Origin of the sequence: Streptomyces sp. XD-27, from assembly GCF_030553055.1 — a bacterium.
Classification (GTDB): Bacteria; Actinomycetota; Actinomycetes; order Streptomycetales; family Streptomycetaceae; genus Streptomyces.
The window spans coordinates 7,274,238-7,293,690 of the sequence record NZ_CP130713.1; the positions used below are offsets into that span (position 1 = coordinate 7,274,238).

Sequence of the window (19,453 nt, forward strand, 5' to 3'; positions counted from 1 at the left end):
CGCAGCCACCGGCGACATCCGGGCGCGCCGTACCCGGCACAATGTGGGGGTGGACGAGCCCATACCCGTGAGTCGCGCCGTGGACGGCGGCACCGCCAAGCTGATGCCCGACGTGGACCGTGCGCGGGCCTGGCTGCTCACCGTCGACGGCGCCCCCCAGTCGTACGTCGACCTGGACGACCCCGCCCACCTGGAGTTCGAGTACGCGAGGCGGCTCGCCCACGTCCTCGACACCGCCGCGGCCCCCGGCGCCCCGCTCGACGTCCTGCACCTCGGAGGCGGCGCGCTGACCCTGCCCCGCTATGTCGCGGCCACCCGCCCCGGGTCCCGGCAGCGCGTCGTCGAGGCCGACGGCGGTCTGCTGGACCTGGTCACCGAGGTGCTGCCGGTGGAGCCCGGGTCCGGGATCGACCTGTGCCGGGCGGACGCCCGCACGGTGCTGGAGGCCGCGCCGCCCGCCGCCGCCGACGTGGTGGTCGCGGACGTCTTCACCGGCTCGCGGGTGCCCGCGCACCTCACGTCCGTGGAGTACGCGCACGCGGCCGCCCGCGCGCTGCGCCCCGGCGGCCGGTACGCGGCGAACCTCGCCGACGGCGCCCCGTTCGCCTTCCTCCGGTCACAGGTCGCCACGTTCGCCACGGCCTTCGCGCACCTGTGCCTGATCGCCGAGCCCGCGGTGCTGCGCGGCCGCCGCTTCGGCAACGCCGTCCTGCTGGCCTCCCAGACGGAACTGCCGGTCGGTGCCCTGGCCCGCCGCACCGCCGCCGACGCGTTCCCGGCCCGCGTGGAATACGGTCCGGCGCTGGACCGCTTCACCGCGGGAGCCGCGCCCGTCCGGGACGCGGACGCCGTGCCCTCCCCGCAGCCGCCGGGCGGGGCCTTCACCATCGGCTGACCCGGCCACCCGGCCACCCGGCCGCCCGACCTCAACGGGTCAGCGCCACGATGAGCGCCGGTCAGCGAAGGCCGACGGCGGTCAGGTGGCGGCCGGGAGTGGTCGGGACGTGGCGGCCGGCGGTGGTCAGGACGTGGTGGCCGGCTTGAGCGGACGCAGCGTCTTCATGATCTTCTCGATGGTCGCGTCCGGCAGCTCACCCGTGACGTTCTTGGCGGCGTACAGCACCCAGACCGCGTATTCCCCGTTGGCGTCGGTGTAGGCGACGGCGTAAGCCTTGCCGTCGCTGTCACACTTGCCCTCCTTCGGCACGCCGGTGACCGTGGCCGAGGAGACATAGCCCTTGAGGCCGTGCTCGCTCCGGAACGGCTTGGCCGCCGAGACCTTGAGATCGCCCTTCTGGTCCTGGTCGAATCCGGCGACCGCCCAGTTGCCGGCCTCGACCCGGGCGGCCTCGGCCTCGTTCTTGGCCCCCTGCGCGCCCTTCGTGCCCACGCCCGCCAGCGAACTGACGGCCTGGTGGCCACCCTTGTTGTCTTTGCACCACTTTTCCTGGAAGAACGCGGGTGCGGACATGCGCACCAAGGGCTTGCCCTTGTCGTCCGCGAAGCCGGTCGACCACGACGAGCCCTTGACGTTCCAGTCGTCGTCGGGCACGTCGAAGGCGTTGAGCCGCTTGCGGTTGACCACGACATCCCAGCCGGGGACGACCGCCTTGACCTCGCCGTCGCCGCCGGTCTGCCCGTTGTCCCCGTCCGCGCCCGAGCCCCCGGGGTCCTGCGCGGAGGCGGACGGCGGGGAGGAGGGCCGCGCGGCGCCCTTGGCCTCGCCCCCGCCGTCGTCGTCCTTGCCGAGCACCAGGACGCCGGTCACCACGGCCGCCGCGATGACGGCGACCGCCGCCACGATCGCGATGGTGGCGGTCCGCTTGCCGCCGTTCCGGGGCGGTTCGGGGGCGCCGGACGGACCGGCCGACGCGTTCCGGTCCGTGTTCGGCTGGTCGTACGGCTGCTGCCCGGACTGCTGATAGGGGTTCTGGCCGGCCGGCTGCTGGTACGGGTTCGGCTGCTGATGGCCCGGCGGCTGCTGATAGGGGCCCGGCTGCTGGTACGGACCCGGCTGCGGAGGCCCCGGCTGCTGGTACCCAGGCTGCTGGTAATCCTGCTGCGGATACCCGGGCTGCTGGTAGCCCGGCTGCGGATACCCGGGCTGCTGGTACGGGTTCGGCTGCTGCGGGTTCTGCTCGCCCCCGGGCGGCTGCTGTCCTGGCCACATGGCACGTAACCCTAAACGGGCCGGTAGGGGCGCTGCCACGCCCGGTCTTCCCCACCGTGGCTACCCGCTGGTAACTTTCCGGTATGTCACAGACTCAGCCCCAGTCCCGGATGTCGATCGGCGAGATGCTCGCCGCCACGGTGCCCATGGTGCGCACCCTGAACCTGGAGTTCCTGGAGACCTCGACCGAGCGCGCCGTCCTGCGTCTGCCCGACCAGCCGGACTTCCACAACCACGTCGCGGGACCGCACGCGGGCGCGATGTTCACCCTCGCCGAGTCCGCGAGCGGCGCCATCGTCCTCGCCGCCTTCGGCGACCAGCTCTCCCGCGCCGTCCCGCTCGCCGTCCGGGCCGAGATCGGCTACAAGAAGCTCGCCAAGGGCCCGGTCACCGCCACCGCCGAGATCGGCCGGCCGGTCGCCGAGGTGGTCGCCGCGCTCGACGCCGGCGAGCGCCCCGAGTTCCCGGTGAACATCGCCATCACCCGCGAGGACGGCGCCGTCACCGGTGAGATGACCATCGTCTGGACCCTGCGCCCGAACAGCTGACACCCCATCAGTCCCACCCGTCGCTGCCCGTCGCACCCCTGGTGCGGCGGGCAGCGGCATGTCCGCCACCGTTTCGAATTCGCGGCGCGTCGCCCCTTGGCCGTCACGCTTCGTAGGCCAACACTGGACACAGCGCGACATCGCGCAGTTCCGCACCTCTTCCCCCCTCATAGGAGACATAGGGAGTGACGGCCCATGCCCGACGCAGTGACCCGAAGGTCCGCGATCCGACTCCTGGGCGGGGCGATCTCCGTCGCCGCGGCCACCGGCGCCTCCCCAGCGGCCGCCGCCCCCGAGCCCCCGCCCGCCGACCGCCCCCGCCGCTGACATCGCGTCCCTGCTGGGTCGGCTGACCCTCGACGAGAAGATCTCCCTGCTGCACGGCGCCACCGACCCCGCCAAGCTCGGCCAGGCCGGATACCTCCCCGGCGTCCCCAGGCTCGGCATCCCCCCGATCCGGCTCGCCGACGGGCCCGCCGGAGTACGGGTCACCCGCCACGCCACCGCGCTGCCCGCCCCCGTCCTGCTCGCCTCCGCCTTCGACCCCGAGCTCGCCCGCGCCTACGGCCGCACCATCGGACACGAGGGCCGGGCCCTGGGCCAGGACGTCCTGCTGTCCCCGATGGTCAACCTCATCCGCACTCCGTACGCCGGACGGAACTTCGAGACCTTCGCCGAGGACCCGCTGCTCTCCGCCGACCTGGTGGCCGCCGAGATCCAGGGCATCCAGGCCGAGGGCCTGATCGCCACCGTCAAGCACTACGCCGTGAACAACCAGGAGCACGAGCGGATGTCGATCGACGTCCGGATCGACGAACGCACCCTGCACGAGACCGAGCTGCGCGGCTTCGAGGCCGCCGTACGGGCCGGCGCCGGGGCCGTCATGGGCGCGTACAACAAGGTCAACGGCACCTACGCCTGCGAGAACCAGGCCCTGCTGACCGGCATCCTGCGCGACCGCTGGGGCTTCACCGGCTGGGTGATGTCCGACTGGTTCGCCACCCACAGCACCGGCCCCGCCCTCGCCGCCGGGCTCGACATGGAGATGCCGAACGACACGTACTTCGGCGCCGCGCTCAAGGCGGCCGTCACCACCGGGCTCGTCCCCCGCGCCCACGTCGACCGTGCCGCCGGCCGCGTGCTGACCGTCCTGGACCGCTTCGGCCTGCTCGACGGCAGCGCGCCGCCCCGACCCGAGCGCGACCCGGCCGCCGGCGCCCGTACCGCGCTGAGGGTCGCCCTCGCGGGCGGCGTCCTGCTCCGCAACGAGCGCGCCACCCTGCCGCTCACCGGCCCCGCCGCCCGCGACATCGCCGTCATCGGCCCCACCGGCAGCGTCCCCTTCGTCAGCGGCGGTGGCAGCGCCCACGTCATCCCCGACCGGGCCGACAGCCCGCTGGACGCCATCCGGGCCCGCGCCGGACGCGGCGCCCGCGTCGCCTACGCCCTCGGCGAGGACCTGTACGGCAAGCCCCTGCCCGCCGGAGCGCTCAGCCCCGCCGCCGACCTGGAGGAGCAGCGGGTACCTGCCGGACAGACCTGGACCTACGACGGCACCCTCACCGTCGGCGCGGCCGAGGAATGGACCTTCGTCCTCCACTACTCCGGCCGGCGCCCCGCCGTCACCCTCGACGGCGTCGAACTCTTCCCGGCGATCCCCGGCCTCGGCGAGTACTTCACCGGCGGCCTGGTCGGCACCGCGCCGGACGGCCTCTCCGTACGCCGCCACACCTACGACCGGCTCCCGGCGGGCCCGCACCGGCTGCGGATCACCGCCCGGGGCGGCGACGCCGGGCAGACCATCCGGCTGCGCCGGATCACCGCCGCCACCCGCGCCGCCGACGTCGCCGAGGCCGCCCGCGCCGCCCGCGCCGCCCGCAGCGCCGTGCTGTTCGCGTACGAGGACGCCACCGAGGGCCAGGACCGCACCACCATCGCCCTGCCCGGCCACCAGGAGGAGCTCATCGCGGCGGTCACGGCTGCCAACCCGCGCACCACCGTCGTCCTCAACACCTCCTCCTGCACCGCCATGCCCTGGCTCGCGCGCACCGGCGCCGTGCTGCAGATGTACTACCCGGGACAGGAAGGGGCCGGCGCCACCACCGCACTGCTCTTCGGCGACGCCAACCCCGGCGGCAAGCTCACCCAGTCCTTCCCGGCCTCCGACACCCGCCACCCCGTCGCCGGGGACACCCTGCGCTACCCCGGCGTCCTCGGCCGCGAGGAGTACTCCGAGGGCGTCTTCCTCGGCTACCGCTGGTACGACGCGCAGCGCACCGCGCCGCTGTTCCCCTTCGGCCACGGCCTGTCGTACACCACGTTCGACTACCGCGGGCTGCGACTGCTGGCCCGCGGCGGCGACGTGGAGGCGAGCTTCACCGTCCGCAACACCGGGCGGCGGACCGGAGCCGAGGTCGCCCAGGTCTACCTCGGCCCGGCGCCCGGCATCCAGATGCCCCAGCCGGTACGGATCCTCGCCGGCTACCAGCGCGTCGAACTGCGCCCGGGGGAGGCCCGCACGCTCCGGGTCCGCATCACCCGCCGGACCCTGTCCTCGTGGGACACCGCCCGGCACGACTGGGTGGCGGGCACCGGCCGCCGTACCGTCGAGGTCGGCTCCTCCTCCCGCGACCTGCGGCTGCGCGGCTCCGTCGACGTGCCGATGTCACGGTGATGTACCGATGTCCCGCTGATGCGCAGACGCACCGCTGACGAGGGGAACCGCCGCGGCGATCCAGTAGTCTTCCCCGGGTGTGCGCCCGGAGCCGGGCGCACATCGGGGGCTCCAGACAGTCACACGGGAGGACACGGCGTTGCATATCGAACAGTGGCTGGAGAGCGTGCCCGCGGTCAGCGTGTACGCGATCGTGGGGGTGGTCATCGGGCTGGAGAGCCTGGGCATCCCGCTGCCAGGCGAGATCGTTCTGGTCACCGCGACGCTGATGGCGTCCTCACAGGACCACATCAACCCGTACATCCTCGGTGCCTGCGCCATCGCGGGCGCGGTCATCGGTGACTCGATCGGCTATCTGATCGGGCGCAAGGGCGGGCAACCGCTGCTGAACTGGCTGGGGCGAAAGTTCCCCAAGCACTTCAGCGCCGATCATGTGGCGACCGCCGAGCGGTCGTTCCAGAAGTGGGGCATGTGGGCCGTCTTCTTCGGCCGCTTCATCGCCCTGCTGCGGATCTTCGCCGGTCCGCTCGCCGGTGTCCTGCGGATGCCGTACTGGAAGTTCGCCATCGCCAACGTCCTCGGCGGCATCATCTGGGCGGGCGGCACCGTCGCGGTCATCTACTCCGTCGGCAAGGTCGCCGAGGACTACCTCAAGAAGTTCTCCTGGCTGGGCCTGGTCGCGGCGCTGCTCTTCGGCCTCGGCTCGCTGGTCATGATGAAGATGCGCGCGAAGAAGGCCGCCGCGGCCCGCGAGGCGGCCGAGGCGCAGGCCGCGCTGTCCACGCCGGAACCCGCCGGGGAGAGCGCCCCGGCGTCGGTGCCCGCGCGGGACTGACCGCCGAGCCGGGCCCGACCCGGACCCGCGCTCGCGCCCTCCACACGACGATCACCCGGACCGGCCTCGGCCGGCCCGGGTGATCGCCGTTTCGGCGGGCGCACGCGCTGCGGGGCGGGACCTCGGGGGCATGCCCCGGCGGCCCGACCCGAAGCCGCCGGGCGGCGGCCCGGTCGGGACCTGGCCGCGGGACTCAGTCGCCGGGCGGCACCTCGCGGTGGGCCTCGGCCAGCCCGAGGTACATCGCCGCGTTGAGCTTGATGTGCTCGCGCTCCTCCGCGGTCAGCTCCCGCCTGACCTTGGCGGGCACCCCGGCGACCAGCGAGCCGGGCGGGACCTGCATCCCCTGCGGGACCAGCGCCTGAGCCGCCACCAGCGAGCCCGCCCCGATCCGGGCGCCGTTGAGGATCGTCGCGCCCATGCCGACGAGCACGTCGTCCTCGACCGTGCAGCCGTGCAGCACGGCGTTGTGCCCGACGGTCACCCGCGCGCCGACGCTGACCGGGAACCCGGGGTCCACGTGCACGGTGCAGTTGTCCTGGATGTTGCTGTCGGCCCCGAGCACGATCGGGCCGCAGTCCGCGCGCAGGACGGCGTGGTACCAGACGCTCGCGCCCGCGGCCAGCGTGACGTCGCCGAGCACGACCGAGGTCGGCGCGGTGAACGCCCCCGGATCGATCTTCGGCTCATGCCCGCCCACACCCGCGATCAACGCACTCATCGTCACGCTCGCTCCTCGGTTCTCTCAAGGCCCAGCCACTCACATGTCGCGCCTGGGGGCACCGTAGGCGACCGGCCGGACCGCCGGGCACGGGTGCGGGCAAGATCACAGCTCCCGGACCGGCGCCGGAGGCGCCGCGCGGGGCCGATACGGTGGGCGGGTGCCGAAGAACCGGAACGTGTTCTCATCGCTCGCCGCCGCCCGGCGCCGGGCCGTCTCGCGCGCGGTGCACCGCGGCTGGCGGTGGGTGCGCGAGGCGGGCGCGGTGACCGCCCAGCGCCCCGGCCCGTACCGCTTCCGCCGCATCGGCACCGGCACCCGCCTGGCGTTCCCGCTGGGCACGGTGTTCGGCGAGGAGTGGATCGAGCTCGGTGAGCACTGCGTCATAGCCGAGCAGGTCACCCTCACCGCCGGGATGATGCCCGGCGTCGACCTCGGCCCTGATCCGGTGCTGCGGCTGGCGGACGGCGTGGTCCTCGGGCGGGGCAGCCACGTGGTGGCCTCCCGGCCGGTCGTCATCGAACGCGACGTCTTCTGCGGCCCGTACGTCTACATCACCAGCGACAACCACAGTTACGACGACCCCGACCAGCCCGTCGGCAGGCAGTGGCCGCGCTGCGCGCCGGTGACGATCGGCGCGGGCAGCTGGCTCGGCGCCGGCGCCGTCGTCCTGCCCGGCGCACGGCTCGGCCGGAACGTGGTGGTCGCGGCGGGCGCCGTCGTACGGGGCCAGGTGCCCGACCACGCCGTGGTCGCGGGCGCGCCCGCGAAGATCGTGCGGCGCTGGGACCCGGGGACGGGCTGGCAGCCGCCTCTGCGCACCCCGCCGCCCGTGCCCGTACCGGTGGGCATGACCGCCGACGAACTGCTGGCCCTGGCCGCCCTGGAGGACCCGGCGGCGGGTGAGCCGGAGCCCCGGCCGGCGGCGGCCCCGGACACCGCCTAGCCCGCGGAGGCCCGCTCCACCGCGCCGGCGGGCGAGCCCGCCTCCCGCCCGCCGAGACGGCGCCGCGACCGCCCCGGAGCTGCTGTTACCTTGGCGACCATGAGGACACCGATGGATGCCTTCGACGATGTCCGGCCCGCGATCGAGTGCCTGGATCTGCTGACCGAGCCCGTCGCCGCCGCGCTGCGCGCCTGGAGCGGGCCGGTGCCGGTGGACCAGCTGTCCTACGTGGACACCGACCCCGAGAAGGCGGACACGGCCGTCCTCGTGGAGAACTACGGCTCCTGGCTGCTGGAGCAGTCCGCCAACTGCGTCGTCGTCGCGGGCAAGCGCGGTGGCGAGTCGACCCTCGCCGCGTGCCTGGTCCTCGCGCACACCCGGGCGGACGTCAACGGCGTCGTCCGCCGCCATCTCGGGGCGCGCAAGGCCTCGTTCGCGCCGATGGACACCGCCATCGGCGCGACCGGCATGGAGTTCGGCGGCATCACCCCGATCGGCCTGCCCGCCGACTGGCCGCTGCTGGTCGACGCCGCCGTCGCCGACGCTCCGTACGCGCTCATCGGCAGCGGCAGCCGCCGGGGCAAGCTGATCGTGCCGGGCAAGGCTCTGGCCGGGCTCCCCGGCGCCACCGTGCTGGAGGGGCTGGCCGTCTGACGGCGCCCCGGGAGCCCCGCACTCAGCGCTCGGACAGGTCCAGCGACAGCGCGATGGAGTGCTCGGCGAACCCCAGGCCCCGGTACAGCGCCTCCGCGTCCGGGGTCGCGTGCAGATCGACCCGGGTGACGCCCCGCGTCGCGAACCAGTCCAGCAGGGCCTCGGTCGTCGCGCGGGCATACCCCCGGCCCCGGTACCGGGGGTCGGTGCACACGGTGAAGACGAACCCGAAGCGCCCGGTGGGATGGCCGGGCGCGGGCAGCCGCTCCTCCACCCGCCCCACCGCGCAGGCGGCGAGGTGACGACCCCCGTCGGCCGCCTCGCCGTCCACCACGAACGCGCCCAGCACCGGCGCGTCCTCGGCCAGCTGCCGCGCCGCCGTCCGCCGCGCCGTCTCCTCCCACGGACCTGGTTCGTCGCGCCCGCTCATGTCCGCGAACATCAGCCTGCGCAGGCGCACCAGTTCCACGGCGTCGTCGGGGCCTGCGGCACGTATCGTGATCATGGACGGACGCTAGCGCAGACTTCCGCTCGGCGGGTATCCACTCACCGGGCCTCCGCTCAGCCGAGGCGGGGTATCTCGATCGCCGGGCAGCGGTCCATCACCATGTCCAGGCCCGCCGCGCGGGTGCGGTGCCACGCCTCCTCGTCCACCACGCCGAGCTGGAACCAGACCGCCTTGGCCCCGACGGCGACCGCCTCGTCGGCGATGCCTCCGGCGAGGTCGCTGTTGACGAAGACGTCCACCACGTCGATCTCGAAGGGCACCTCGGACAGGGAGGCGTATCCCTTCTCCCCGTGCACCGTCTCTGCCTTCGGGTGCACGGGCACGATCCGCTTGCCGTAGCGCTGGAGGACCTCCGCCACGCCGTACGCCGCGCGCCGCTGGTTGGCGGACAGGCCCACGACCGCCCACGTGTCGCCGAGTTCCGTGAGGATCTTGCGAACCGTCGCTGGATCGCCGTACATGCCCTGCCTCCCTGGGGGACGAAAACCGGTCGTGCTGGGCACAACCGCGTGCCCGTCCCCAAGATTCCCCGCGCGGGGGCCCAACGGCCACGGGTGCGCCTTCCGGATGCGTCGGTCCTGAGCCGGTGCTTCGCTGATGACCAGCACCACCCGACACCAGGGAGCGATCATGGGCGACGCAGGCGAGTCCCGCGGCAGGGCCAAGCAGCTGCGGGAGAAGGCCCGGGAGACGAAGCAGGCCGCGGAGCGCGCGAAGGACCCCGCGGAGCGCAAGCGGCTCCAGGAGGAGGCCCGCCGGTTGGAGAGCCAGAGCGAGCAGGAGAGCGGCATGGCGGCAGGGGACATCTACCCCCGGGAGTGAGGCGGCGGATCACCCCGCGGCGGTCGGCGCGGGCTCGGCAGCAGTCGGTGCGTCCTCGGCGACGGTCGGCGCGGGCTCGGCGCGCAGGCGCAGCGCCGTGTGGTCGACCGTGCACGGAAGCCGCCGGTACGCGGCCAGACCCGGTGTCAGCGGCCGGTACCCGGTCTCCTCCAGGAGCGCGGCGAGCAGCGTGACGGCGGTGAACAGCACCAGGTTCCGGCCCGGGCACTCGGCGGGCCCGGCGGTGAACGGCACCACCCCCGGCCCGGGATCGGCGTCGCCGTCGAGCCACCGCTCGGGCATGAAGAGGTCCGGGTGCGGCAGGTGCTCCGGGTCCCGGTGGAAGAACGTACTCACCGTCACCGTGGTGACTCCCGGCGGAATCGTCCCGCCGTGCCAGGGCGTCGAGTCCGTGGTCTCGCGCAGGATCACCGGCGTCGTGGGCCACAGCCGCAGCGTCTCCAGGAAGCAGGCCCGCAGGCGCGGCGTACCGTTCGGGTCCGCGGTCCGGCTCGCGCCGCGCCGCGCGAGCTCCTCGCGCACCTGGTCCGCCTGGTCCGGCTGAGCGGCGAGCACGGCCAGGGTGGTGAAAGTGGTCATGGCGACGGCGTCGTAGGCGAACAGCCAGTGCGGGACCTGCCCCTCGGGCTCGGTCCGCGCGGTACGGGGCGCCTGCCGCAGCAGCGACGCGAGGCTGCCCGGCTCGGCGCGCTCCAGGTGTGCGCGCAGCCGCTGGGTGAATCGTTCCCGTAGTCGGTGCCGCGGGCGGCGCAGGTAGGACCAGTTGGCGTCGGCGCGCAGCGCGCGCAGCAGCTCGGTGAGCCGCTGGTCGTCCCGGGCTCCGTCCCCCAGCACGATCCGCCGGACGACGCGGTCGGCGGCCGGGGCGAACGCGTCCCAGGTCAGCAGGGCGCTGCCGCGGGCGGTCGCCGCCAGTTCCGCGGCCTCCTCGCGGATCCGCCCGGCCATGGCGTCCGCGAGCCGGTGCACCGGACGCGCGGTGTCCAGCACGGCCTCGTTGAACCGTCTGCGGTCGTCCCGGTCCGGCAGCGGCGAGATCAGGACTCCGTCGGGCTGGAAGTGCGCCAGCGCGGCGCGCTTCTCGCGGCCGGCGGGCGTGAACGGCCGGGGCGTGGCGGACAGCACCGCCCGCACGTCCCCCGGTGACAGCAGCAGCAGGATCCGGCGGCCCATCAGATCGACCGACAGGGGCGCGTCGCCGTACCGCCCGCGCAGCTCACCCATGAGGTCGCAGGCTTTGCGGTTGGTGTCCCACCGGTCGGCAAGCGCGAGCATCCGCGGCCGCCTGAGGACAGCCCCCTGCGCGATGAGCGGCGCCATCACCACGGCCGCCACACGGGCCCGGTCCCGGGGCGACGCCAGGCGGATCGCGGCGGTGCTCGAACGCTCCACGGGCGCGTGCCCCTTCCGCCGTCGTCCGCCGTCCCCGACCGAGCCAGGCGCCTCGGCGCCTGCTTGATCGACGACCGGGCCAGACGCCCCGTGCGCCTGCTTGATCGACGGCTACCCGGCCCCGTACCGCGCGTACCGCCGCGGGACACCCCTCACCCGAAAGGCCCGCGCCGGGCCCGCGTCAGTGGGCGGGGCGTGAGGCGCCCCCGAAGAGCCGGGCGAGTGCCCGGAACGGCAGGGTGACGACGGTCGCGATCGCGTGGCCGATGGCGCGGAGCACATCGGCGATGGCGCTGAACATGGCCACCTCCTCGCTGGGAATACCACCCCCATCCTCCTCCCTCGGATCTCGCTTCGGGGGCCGCGTAGGGTGGGGTGATGCAGGAGCGGTACCGGACCGTCGCGCGCGAAGGCGTGCACGAGGTCGAGATCAGCAAGTCGCGCTTCATCTGCGCGCTCGCCCCCGCCGCCACGGAGCGGGAGGCGCAGGACTTCGTCCGCCGTGTCCGTGCCGAGCACCCGACCGCGACCCACAACTGCTTCGCCTACGTGATCGGCGCCGACGGCGGCGTCCAGAAGGCGAGCGACGACGGAGAGCCGGGTGGTACGGCGGGTGTGCCCATGCTCCAGATGCTGGTGCGCCGCGAGATGCGGTACGTCGTGGCCGTCGTCACCCGGTACTTCGGCGGGGTCAAGCTCGGCGCGGGGGGTCTCATCCGCGCCTACGGCGGCGCGGTCGGCGAGGCGCTCGACGCCCTGGGCACGGTAACCCGGCAGCGCTTCCGGCTGGCGACCGTCACCGTGGACCACCAGCGGGCCGGGAAGGTCGAGAACGATCTGCGGGCGACCGGCCGGGCCGTGCGCGACGTGCGGTACGCCGAGACCGTCACGATCGAGATCGGGCTGCCGGAGGCCGACATCGAGGCGTTCGGGGCATGGCTGGCGGACGCCACCGCGGGCACGGCGACGCTGGAGGTGGGCGGCGAGGCGTACGGCGACGCCTGACCGCCTGACCGCCGGGCGCCGGATCAGCCGAGCCGCTTGTACCGGCTCAGCCGAGCCGCTTGTAGAAGAAACTGCAGTCGCGGAGTGAACCCGCGGGCTCGGCCGCGTAGTCGGGGACGATGCCGTACCGGGTCCAGCCCGTGGAGCGGTACAGCCCCTCCGCGGTGGTGCCGGACTCGGTGTCGAGCAGCAGCAGGGTGATGCCAGCCCGGGCGGCTGCCTGTTCGGCGGTGGTGAGGAGCGCGCGGCCCAGCCCCTGGCCGCGGGCGTCGCGGTGCACCATGAGTTTGACTATCTCGGCCCGGTGCCGGCCTGCGGGCTTGGGCTCCAGGGCGAGGCTGACCGTACCGGCTATGCCGTCGGGCCCCTGGGCGGCCCACACCATGAGGCTGCCGTCGGCCACGGCGGGCTGCCGGGTGCGCCACCAGGCCGCTGCCGCCTCCTGGTGGAACGGGGCGAGGAAGCCGAGGGAGGAGCCGTCGTCCACGGCGTCGACGAGGAGGTCGGCCAGGCTCTTGAGGCTGTCGCGGAAGTCGTCGGCGGACAGGCGGGTGATCGTGCGCACAGCGGGGTTCCTTCGGTATGGGTGGGATGTGAGGGGAGCGGCGGCCCGGCTCACGGCAGGACGAGCACCAGCGCGTAACGGACCGGGTCGGGCCCCGGGCAGCGGAACCGCGACCGGTCCCACAACCGGAAGCGCAGGCAGTCCCCGGCCCGTATCAGGTGCGCGGCGCCGCCCGCGGTGACCTCCAGCGCGCCCTCCAGCACCCAGATGTGCTGCTCCAGGCCGGGCACGGGCGGCCCGTCGTACGAGATGTCCGCACCCGGCCGCAGGACGCCCTCGACGATCTCGCCGCGCAGGCCGGGATGGGGCGGGGACACCGACCGGCGGGTGAAGCCCGAGGCCTCGTCCTGCCACACCGTCTGCCGGTCGGCCCGGACCAGCTGCGGCGGCTCCGACTCGACCTCGGCCAGCAACTGCGACATCGTCCGCTCGTACGCCACGCACAGCCTGCCCAGCAGCGCCGCCGTCGGGCTGATCTCGGCCCGCTCCAGCCGCGACAGCGTCGAACGGCTCACGTCGGCGCGCCGCGCGACCTCCTCGAGCGACCAGCCGCGCTCCGCCCGCAGCTCCGCCAACCGCGCCGCCAGGCGGGCCTCGATGTCTTCTCCCATATCCAGGATGTTATCCCGGATATGGGAAGCAGGGAAGGGGGTGAGTGTCTAGGTCAGCCACTGTCCTCAACCGGTCATAGCGTGGCCGCATCACCCACTCCCCTTGAGAACAGGACTGACGACCGCGATGACCAGCACCACCGCCCCGACAGCCAAGATCAAGTGCGCGGCCTTCTGGGGACACGACGGCAAGGCGCTCGCGGACTTCTACGCCGCCGCCCTGGGCTGGAAGGTCACCCAGACCTTCGGCGACAGCGCGGCGATGATCAGCGACGGCACGACCACCTACGTCTTCTACACCGCCAAGAGCTTCACCGCGCCCAACTGGCCCGAGGACGAACTCGTCTTCCACCTGGACCTGGCCTTCGACGACGTCGCGGCCGCCGAGGAGCGCCTGCTCGCGCTCGGCGCCACCAAGCCGGACCACCAGCCCGGCGGCAAGCACTGGACGGTGCTGCTGGACCCCTCCGGGCAGCCCTTCTGCATCAGCGCCGCCTGACCGACCCCGTCCGTTCCCGCCGCCCCCGCTGACCGAAAAAGGAGGCCGGCGCCCGAGCGGGCCGTCGGGGGCATTACCGTGTCCCGGGCGGTCGGAGGAAGGGAACAGATGCGGGTCGGAGCGGCGCGGTGAGGATTCTGCACACCTCGGACTGGCATCTGGGCAGGTCGTTCCACCGGATCAGCCTGCGCGACGCGCAGCGCGAGATCATCGCCCACCTCGTCCGCACGGTCGCCGAAGAGCGCGTCGACGCCGTGCTCATCGCCGGCGACGTCTACGACCGCGCCGTACCGCCGCTGGCTGCCGTGGAGCTCTTCGACGACGCCCTGCACCAGCTCGCCGCCCTCGGCGTGCCCGCCATCCTGATCTCCGGCAACCACGACTCCGCCCGCCGCCTGGGCGTCGGCTCCGGGCTCATGCGGCGCGCCGGCGTCCACCTGCGGACCGACCCCGCGGCCTGCGGCACCCCCGTGGTGCTCTCCGACGACCACGGCGACGTGGCCTTCTACGGGCTGCCGTACCTGGAACCCGCCCTGGTACGACGGGAGTTCGGCACCCCGCGGTGGGGGCACCTCCCAGCGGTAGCTGGGGGAGGGCACGCGGCGGTCCTCGGCGCCGCCATGGACCGGGTCCGCGCCGACCTCGCCACGCGGCCCGCGGGCACCCGCTCCGTCGTCCTCGCGCACGCCTTCGTCACCGGCGGCGCCACCAGCGACAGCGAACGCGACATCAGCGTCGGCGGCGTCGCCTCCGTCCCGCTGGAGGTCTTCGACGGCGTCGACTACGCCGCGCTCGGCCATCTGCACGGCTGCCAGACCCTCAGCGAGCGGGTCCGGTACTCCGGTTCCCCGCTCGCGTACTCCTTCTCCGAAGCCCGGCACCGCAAGAGCATGTGGCTGATCGACCTCGGCGCCCGCGGCGAGCTCGCCGCCCGGCGCGTCGACTGGCCGGTGCCCCGGCCGCTGGCCCGGCTCCGCGGCCGACTGGAGGAGCTGCTGGCCGATCCGGAGCTGGAGGCCCACCGGGACGCGTGGGTCGAGGCGACCCTCACCGACCCCGTCCGGCCGCACGAGCCGATGGCCCGGCTCGCCGCCCGCTTCCCGCACACGGTCAGCATCGCCTTCGAGCCCGAACGCACCCCGCAGGACCCGGGCGGCTCGTACGCCCAGCGGCTGCGCGGCCGCACCGACCAGCAGGTCACCGAGGACTTCGTGGCCCATGTGCGCGGCGGCCACGGGCCGGACGCCGCCGAGCGCGCGGTGCTCACCGGCGCCCTGGACGACGTACGCCTCGCCGACAGCCTCGGTGAGGTCGCCCGATGAGGCTGCACCGGCTGGCCGTCACCGCCTTCGGGCCGTTCGCCGGCACCCAGGAGGTCGACTTCGACGAGCTGTCCACCGCCGGGCTGTTCCTGCTGCACGGCCAGACCGGCGCGGGCAAGACCTCCGTCCTGGACGCCGTCTGCTTCGCGCTGTACGGCGCGGTGCCCGGCGCCCGCCAGGCCACCGGCCTCAGCCTGCGCAGCGACCATGCCGACCCGCACACCCGCACCCAGGTCGTGCTCGAACTCACCGTCGGCGGGCGGCGGCTGGAGATCACCCGGCGCCCGCAGCAGCAGCGCCCCAAGAAGAGCGGGCGCGGATGGACGACCGAGAAGGCGCACAGCGAGCTGCGGGAGCTGGCGGCGGACGGCACCTGGCAGGGGCTCAGCCGCTCCCACCAGGAGATCGGCGAGGAGATCAGCCAGCTGCTGGGCATGAGCCGGGACCAGTTCTGCCAGGTCGTCCTGCTGCCGCAGGGCGACTTCGCCCGCTTCCTGCGCGCGGACGCCGAGGCCCGCGGCAAGCTGCTGGGCAGACTCTTCGACACCGGCCGGTTCGCCGCCGTCGAGGACCGGCTCGCCGAGCTGCGCCGGGACGCCGAGAAGCAGGTGGTCAGCGGCGACGAGCGGCTGCTGGCGCTGGCCCACCGCATGGCCCAGGCCGCGGGCGACAACGCCGACCTCAGGCGGCTGGGGCTGTGGGACGCCGCAGGGCCCGCGGTCCCCGACCAGCGCACCGCCTCGCGGGTACGGACGAGGCCGGCCCGTACGGCCAAGGCCGGCGGCCGCGCCGCCCCGGCCCCGGGCGAGCCCGGGCTGGCCGACACCGTCCTGGAGTGGGCGGCCGTGGCCCGTACCGCCGCCCGCGAGCTGCGCGACATCGCGGCCGCCACCGCGCACACCGCGGAGGCCGCCCACCGGGCCGCCGGTGAGCGGCTGGAGGCCGTACGGGACCTGGACCGCCGTCGGCGGCGGTACGCCGACGCCCGGCGGCGCGCGGCCGAACTCGACACCCAGCGCGCCGAGTCGGAGCAACTGCGCGACCGGCTGGAGCGGGCGCGCGCCGCCGCGGCCGTCGCCCCCGCCCTCGACCTGCGGGACGGCGCCGAACGCGACCAGCGCGCCGCCGCCACCGCCGAGCGGACCGCCCGCGCCCAGCTCCCGCCGGGGCTCGCCGACGCGCCCGGCGACCGGCTCGCGGACGCCGAACGGCGGCTGCGCGAGGACCTGGGCCGACTCGCCGCCGCTCGCCGCGCCGAGCAGCGCGCCCATGCCATCGGCACCGAGATCGCGGCCCTGGACCGGGAGGCCCACGCCGACGAGGAACTGCTCCAGGAGGCCGCCGACTGGCTCGCCCAGTGGGAGCCGACCCGCCAGGCCCACCAGCGGCGGATCGACGAGGCCGACGCCGCGGCCGCCCGCGCCGACCAGCTCGGCGACCGGATCGGCCCCGCCGAGGCACGGCTGGAGGCGGCCTGGGAACACGACCGACTCACCCTCGAGGCCCGCGAGGCGCAGGAGGCGCTGCTGCGCGCCCGCGAGGACGCCGCGGCCGCGCGTGAGCGCTGGCTCGACGTCAAGGAGCGGCGGCTGCGCGGCATCGCCGCCGAACTCGCGGCCGGGCTGCGCCCCGGCGAGCCCTGCGCGGTGTGCGGCTCGGCGGACCACCCCCGGCCCGCCCGCGCCGGGGCCGGCCATGTGGACCGGGCCGCGGAGGAGGCGGCGCTGGCCGCGACGGAGCAGGCGGAGTCGCGGCGCACCGGGGCCGAGACCCGGCTGGCCACCCTGCGCGAGGCGCTCGCGGCCGCCGAGGCGGGCGCCGGCGGCGCCACCGCCGGCGCCCTCGCCCGCGAACTGGACGGACTGCGCGCGGCGTTCGACACGGCACGGCGGGAGGCCGCGGACGGACACGCCGCCCGCGAAGCCCTCGCACACGACGAGCGCGAGTGCGAGCGCCGCCGCGCCCAGGCACAGGAGGCCGAGCGCGGGGCCGCCGCCCGCACCTCGCGCCGCGAGGCCCTGGTACGGGAACGGGAGGGGCTGGAGGAGGAGCTGGCCCAGGCCCGGGACGGCGCCGCCGCGGTGGCCGACCGCGCCGCCGTGCTGGAGCACCGCGCCCGGCTGCTCGCCGAGGCCGTCGAGTCGGCGCGTACCGCCCAGGCCACCGCCGAGCGGCTCAAGGACGCCGACGCGGCGCTGGCCGACGCCGCGTACCGCGCCGGGTTCCCCACCCCGCAGGCCGCCGCCGACGCGATGCTGCCGGCGGACCGGCAGCACGCCCTCCAGCAGCGGCTCGACCAGTGGCAGCGCGAGTCGGCGGCGGTCGAGGCCGAACTGTCCGATCCCGCCGTCGCGGCGGCCGGGGCACGGCCCCCCGCCGACCTCCCGGCCGCCGAGGCCCTGGCGGAGGCGGCCACCCGGGCGCTGCGCGAGGCGTCCGCGAGGGACGCCGCCGCCCGGACCCGCTGCGCGGAGCTGGACCGGCTGTCCGCCCAGGCCGTGGCCGACGCGCGGCGGCTCGCTCCGCTGCGGTCGGCCTACGACCGGGTCGCCCGCCTCGCCTCGCTGGCCGCCGGGACCTCGGCCGACAACGAGCGCAAGATGCGCCTGGAGTCGTACGTGCTGGCCGCACGGCTGGAGCAGGTGGCGGCCGCCGCCAGCGCCCGCCTCCAGCACATGTCGTCCGGGCGCTACACGCTGGTCCACTCCGACGAGCGCACCGGCGGCCGCCGCGCGGGCCTGGGCCTGCACGTCATCGACGCCTGGACCGGCAGCGAACGCGACACCGCCACGCTCTCCGGCGGCGAGACGTTCTTCGCCTCGCTGGCCCTGGCCCTCGGCCTCGCCGACGTCGTGACCGACGAGGCGGGCGGCACCCGCCTGGACACGCTCTTCATCGACGAGGGCTTCGGCAGCCTGGACGAGCAGACCCTGGACGAGGTGCTGGACGTCCTGGACTCCCTGCGCGAACGGGACCGGACCGTGGGCATCGTCAGCCACGTCGCCGACCTGCGGCAGCGTGTTCCCGCCCAACTGGAGGTGGTCAAGCGGCGGACGGGCTCGGTGGTCGTGCACCGCACACCCGGCTGACGGCGGGCGGCAACAGGCGGAAGGTCAGGGAGAGATCGCCCGCCGGGCCAGTGGTGAGGAGTACACCACGCTCGTCGTGACCGAGCCCAGCGCGCCGATGCGCCCCGTCACCTGCTCCAGGTGGCGCATCGAGCGCGCGGCGACCTTGATGACGAAGCAGTCGTCCCCGGTGACGTGATGGGCCTCCAGGATCTCCGGTGTGACGGCGATCAGGTCGTGGAACGGCTTGTAGTTGCCGTTCGGATACCGCAGGCGCACGAACGCCAGCACCGACAGGCCCAGCCGCTCCGGGTCCACGACGGCCGTGTACCCGGCGATGATCCCCGCCTCCTCCAGCCGCCGGACCCTCTCCGTCACCGCGCTCGCGGACATGTTCACGGCGCGGGCCAACTCGGCGAAGCCCGCCCGGCCGTTGGTCTGCAGGGCGTCGAGAATGCGCCAGTCGGTGGCGTCAGGGGAATACCCGGTCATGTGCGCTGTCTAGCAGGGGAATCCCCGGCTGATCAACGCATCCGCCGGGGTTCGTCGGTTCACGCGGTCGCCGCCCAGCCATAGATTCTTCCCCATGAACACCACATCACCGCAGGTCAGCGCCGTCAGCCCGGTTCTCGCCACCCCGCCCGCGGTCCCCGCGGACGCCGCCGCCTACTTCGCCTCCCGCCTCGCCTTCCACACCGACGTGGCCGATGTACGCGCCTCCCTCCGGGCAGGCGATCCCGGGTTCGTGGTCGTGGACTCGCGCAGCACCCCGTCCTGGGACCAGGGGCATGTGCCCGGCGCCGTCCACCTGCCGACCGCGCTGATCCCGCGGGAGGCCGCCGGGTTGCTCGACCCCGCCGTTCCCGTCGTCGTCTACTGCTGGGGCCCCGGTTGCGACGGCGCCACCCGCGCCGCGCTCGCGCTGGCCCGACTCGGCTACCGGGTCAAGGAGATGCTCGGCGGCATCGAGTACTGGATCCGCGAGGGCTACCCCGTCGAGACCTGGGAGGGCACCGAGCAGCGCCCGGCCGACCCGCTCACCGCGCCCGTCGGCGCCGCCGAGTGCGGCTGCTGAACGATCCCCGCAACCAC

General features: G+C 74.6%; 22 protein-coding genes. 13 read left to right on the forward strand and 9 right to left on the reverse strand.

The features are described from left to right. The first annotated feature begins 49 nt into the window (after positions 1-49). The gene (locus tag Q3Y56_RS31940; protein WP_304465207.1) at positions 50-895 is read left to right on the forward strand and encodes a spermidine synthase; all 846 of its coding nucleotides are present in this window, start codon (positions 50-52) and stop codon (positions 893-895) included. Positions 896-1,021: 126 nt separating this feature from the next. On the opposite strand, the gene Q3Y56_RS31945 is transcribed toward Q3Y56_RS31940, so the two are convergent. Next, positions 1,022-2,170: a hypothetical protein gene (locus tag Q3Y56_RS31945; protein WP_304465208.1), complete on the reverse strand. Its 1,149-nt coding sequence runs from the start codon at positions 2,168-2,170 to the stop codon at positions 1,022-1,024. A 110-nt stretch (positions 2,171-2,280) separates the two neighbouring features. Here Q3Y56_RS31945 and Q3Y56_RS31950 point away from each other — a divergent pair, with 110 nt between their 5' ends. From Q3Y56_RS31950 to Q3Y56_RS31965, 4 genes are all read left to right on the forward strand, one after another. Beyond that, positions 2,281-2,718: a DUF4442 domain-containing protein gene (locus Q3Y56_RS31950; RefSeq protein ID WP_304465889.1), complete on the forward strand. Its 438-nt coding sequence runs from the start codon at positions 2,281-2,283 to the stop codon at positions 2,716-2,718. Positions 2,719-2,913: 195 nt separating this feature from the next. Beyond that, the gene (locus tag Q3Y56_RS31955) at positions 2,914-3,045 is read left to right on the forward strand and encodes a hypothetical protein (protein WP_304465209.1); all 132 of its coding nucleotides are present in this window, start codon (positions 2,914-2,916) and stop codon (positions 3,043-3,045) included. A 127-nt stretch (positions 3,046-3,172) separates the two neighbouring features. Beyond that, positions 3,173-5,392: a glycoside hydrolase family 3 protein gene (locus tag Q3Y56_RS31960; protein WP_304465890.1), complete on the forward strand. Its 2,220-nt coding sequence runs from the start codon at positions 3,173-3,175 to the stop codon at positions 5,390-5,392. 139 nt (positions 5,393-5,531) lie between these two features. Next, a complete protein-coding gene (locus Q3Y56_RS31965) occupies positions 5,532-6,227 on the forward strand; it encodes a DedA family protein (RefSeq protein WP_304465210.1) in 696 nt (231 codons plus the stop codon). A 193-nt stretch (positions 6,228-6,420) separates the two neighbouring features. On the opposite strand, the gene Q3Y56_RS31970 is transcribed toward Q3Y56_RS31965, so the two are convergent. After that, on the reverse strand, positions 6,421-6,954 hold the full coding sequence (locus Q3Y56_RS31970) for a gamma carbonic anhydrase family protein (protein WP_304465211.1): 534 nt from the start codon (positions 6,952-6,954) through the stop codon (positions 6,421-6,423). 154 nt (positions 6,955-7,108) lie between these two features. On the opposite strand from Q3Y56_RS31970, the gene Q3Y56_RS31975 reads away from it, so the two are divergent. Together Q3Y56_RS31975 and Q3Y56_RS31980 are read left to right on the forward strand one after the other, a co-directional pair. Further along, positions 7,109-7,894, forward strand: coding sequence for a DapH/DapD/GlmU-related protein (locus Q3Y56_RS31975; protein ID WP_304465212.1), 786 nt, complete (start codon positions 7,109-7,111; stop codon positions 7,892-7,894). A 99-nt stretch (positions 7,895-7,993) separates the two neighbouring features. Further along, on the forward strand, positions 7,994-8,548 hold the full coding sequence (locus tag Q3Y56_RS31980; RefSeq protein ID WP_304465213.1) for a YbaK/EbsC family protein: 555 nt from the start codon (positions 7,994-7,996) through the stop codon (positions 8,546-8,548). 22 nt (positions 8,549-8,570) lie between these two features. On the opposite strand, the gene Q3Y56_RS31985 is transcribed toward Q3Y56_RS31980, so the two are convergent. Together Q3Y56_RS31985 and Q3Y56_RS31990 are read right to left on the reverse strand one after the other, a co-directional pair. Next, positions 8,571-9,053: a GNAT family N-acetyltransferase gene (locus Q3Y56_RS31985; protein WP_304465214.1), complete on the reverse strand. Its 483-nt coding sequence runs from the start codon at positions 9,051-9,053 to the stop codon at positions 8,571-8,573. Between the two features lie 56 nt (positions 9,054-9,109). Then, positions 9,110-9,517 carry a CoA-binding protein gene (locus tag Q3Y56_RS31990; protein ID WP_304465215.1) on the reverse strand — a complete coding sequence of 136 codons (408 nt, stop codon included), beginning with the start codon at positions 9,515-9,517 and terminating at the stop codon, positions 9,110-9,112. Between the two features lie 169 nt (positions 9,518-9,686). On the opposite strand from Q3Y56_RS31990, the gene Q3Y56_RS31995 reads away from it, so the two are divergent. After that, positions 9,687-9,878: a DUF6381 family protein gene (locus Q3Y56_RS31995; protein ID WP_304465216.1), complete on the forward strand. Its 192-nt coding sequence runs from the start codon at positions 9,687-9,689 to the stop codon at positions 9,876-9,878. 9 nt (positions 9,879-9,887) lie between these two features. Here the strand turns inward: Q3Y56_RS31995 and Q3Y56_RS32000 are convergent, their stop codons facing one another. Next, the gene (locus Q3Y56_RS32000) at positions 9,888-11,291 is read right to left on the reverse strand and encodes a cytochrome P450 (protein WP_304465217.1); all 1,404 of its coding nucleotides are present in this window, start codon (positions 11,289-11,291) and stop codon (positions 9,888-9,890) included. 181 nt (positions 11,292-11,472) lie between these two features. Then, complete coding sequence (locus Q3Y56_RS32005) at positions 11,473-11,592, reverse strand: LPFR motif small protein (protein WP_304465218.1); 120 nt, start codon at positions 11,590-11,592, stop codon at positions 11,473-11,475. A 77-nt stretch (positions 11,593-11,669) separates the two neighbouring features. Here Q3Y56_RS32005 and Q3Y56_RS32010 point away from each other — a divergent pair, with 77 nt between their 5' ends. Continuing rightward, the gene (locus Q3Y56_RS32010; RefSeq protein ID WP_304465219.1) at positions 11,670-12,296 is read left to right on the forward strand and encodes a YigZ family protein; all 627 of its coding nucleotides are present in this window, start codon (positions 11,670-11,672) and stop codon (positions 12,294-12,296) included. A 46-nt stretch (positions 12,297-12,342) separates the two neighbouring features. On the opposite strand, the gene Q3Y56_RS32015 is transcribed toward Q3Y56_RS32010, so the two are convergent. Then, positions 12,343-12,861, reverse strand: coding sequence for a GNAT family N-acetyltransferase (locus Q3Y56_RS32015; protein ID WP_304465220.1), 519 nt, complete (start codon positions 12,859-12,861; stop codon positions 12,343-12,345). A gap of 50 nt (positions 12,862-12,911) precedes the next feature. Next, positions 12,912-13,472, reverse strand: coding sequence for a helix-turn-helix domain-containing protein (locus tag Q3Y56_RS32020; RefSeq protein WP_304465221.1), 561 nt, complete (start codon positions 13,470-13,472; stop codon positions 12,912-12,914). A gap of 127 nt (positions 13,473-13,599) precedes the next feature. Here Q3Y56_RS32020 and Q3Y56_RS32025 point away from each other — a divergent pair, with 127 nt between their 5' ends. The 3 genes from Q3Y56_RS32025 to Q3Y56_RS32035 all read left to right on the forward strand — a co-directional run bounded on the left by Q3Y56_RS32025 (position 13,600) and on the right by Q3Y56_RS32035 (position 18,382). After that, complete coding sequence (locus Q3Y56_RS32025; RefSeq protein ID WP_304465222.1) at positions 13,600-13,971, forward strand: VOC family protein; 372 nt, start codon at positions 13,600-13,602, stop codon at positions 13,969-13,971. A 128-nt stretch (positions 13,972-14,099) separates the two neighbouring features. Further along, complete coding sequence (locus Q3Y56_RS32030; protein WP_304465223.1) at positions 14,100-15,293, forward strand: exonuclease SbcCD subunit D; 1,194 nt, start codon at positions 14,100-14,102, stop codon at positions 15,291-15,293. Further along, entirely contained in the window at positions 15,290-18,382 is a 3,093-nt protein-coding gene (locus tag Q3Y56_RS32035) for an SMC family ATPase (protein WP_304465224.1), read from the forward strand. Before Q3Y56_RS32030 ends, Q3Y56_RS32035 begins: the two co-directional genes overlap by 4 nt. A 24-nt stretch (positions 18,383-18,406) precedes the next feature. Here Q3Y56_RS32035 and Q3Y56_RS32040 read toward each other — a convergent pair whose 3' ends face one another. Continuing rightward, positions 18,407-18,853, reverse strand: a complete 447-nt coding sequence (locus tag Q3Y56_RS32040; protein ID WP_304465225.1) for an Lrp/AsnC family transcriptional regulator — start codon at positions 18,851-18,853, stop codon at positions 18,407-18,409. A gap of 94 nt (positions 18,854-18,947) precedes the next feature. Between Q3Y56_RS32040 and Q3Y56_RS32045 the strand changes: the two genes are divergently transcribed. After that, entirely contained in the window at positions 18,948-19,436 is a 489-nt protein-coding gene (locus Q3Y56_RS32045) for a rhodanese-like domain-containing protein (RefSeq protein ID WP_304465226.1), read from the forward strand. Positions 19,437-19,453: the final 17 nt, after the last annotated feature.

Excerpts from the sequence above, each read along its gene's own strand:
- Q3Y56_RS31945 (WP_304465208.1), bottom strand. The coding sequence starts at position 2,170 with ATGTGGCCAGGACAGCAGCCGCCCGGGGGCGAGCAGAACCCGCAGCAG.
- Q3Y56_RS31950 (WP_304465889.1), top strand. The coding sequence starts at position 2,281 with ATGTCGATCGGCGAGATGCTCGCCGCCACGGTGCCCATGGTGCGCACC.
- Q3Y56_RS31955 (WP_304465209.1), top strand. The coding sequence starts at position 2,914 with ATGCCCGACGCAGTGACCCGAAGGTCCGCGATCCGACTCCTGGGCGGG.
- Q3Y56_RS31980 (WP_304465213.1), top strand. The coding sequence starts at position 7,994 with ATGAGGACACCGATGGATGCCTTCGACGATGTCCGGCCCGCGATCGAG.
- Q3Y56_RS31985 (WP_304465214.1), bottom strand. The coding sequence starts at position 9,053 with ATGATCACGATACGTGCCGCAGGCCCCGACGACGCCGTGGAACTGGTG.
- Q3Y56_RS31990 (WP_304465215.1), bottom strand. The coding sequence starts at position 9,517 with ATGTACGGCGATCCAGCGACGGTTCGCAAGATCCTCACGGAACTCGGC.
- Q3Y56_RS31995 (WP_304465216.1), top strand. The coding sequence starts at position 9,687 with ATGGGCGACGCAGGCGAGTCCCGCGGCAGGGCCAAGCAGCTGCGGGAG.
- Q3Y56_RS32005 (WP_304465218.1), bottom strand. The coding sequence starts at position 11,592 with ATGTTCAGCGCCATCGCCGATGTGCTCCGCGCCATCGGCCACGCGATC.
- Q3Y56_RS32010 (WP_304465219.1), top strand. The coding sequence starts at position 11,670 with ATGCAGGAGCGGTACCGGACCGTCGCGCGCGAAGGCGTGCACGAGGTC.
- Q3Y56_RS32020 (WP_304465221.1), bottom strand. The coding sequence starts at position 13,472 with ATGGGAGAAGACATCGAGGCCCGCCTGGCGGCGCGGTTGGCGGAGCTG.
- Q3Y56_RS32025 (WP_304465222.1), top strand. The coding sequence starts at position 13,600 with ATGACCAGCACCACCGCCCCGACAGCCAAGATCAAGTGCGCGGCCTTC.
- Q3Y56_RS32035 (WP_304465224.1), top strand. The coding sequence starts at position 15,290 with ATGAGGCTGCACCGGCTGGCCGTCACCGCCTTCGGGCCGTTCGCCGGC.
- Q3Y56_RS32040 (WP_304465225.1), bottom strand. The coding sequence starts at position 18,853 with ATGACCGGGTATTCCCCTGACGCCACCGACTGGCGCATTCTCGACGCC.
- Q3Y56_RS32045 (WP_304465226.1), top strand. The coding sequence starts at position 18,948 with ATGAACACCACATCACCGCAGGTCAGCGCCGTCAGCCCGGTTCTCGCC.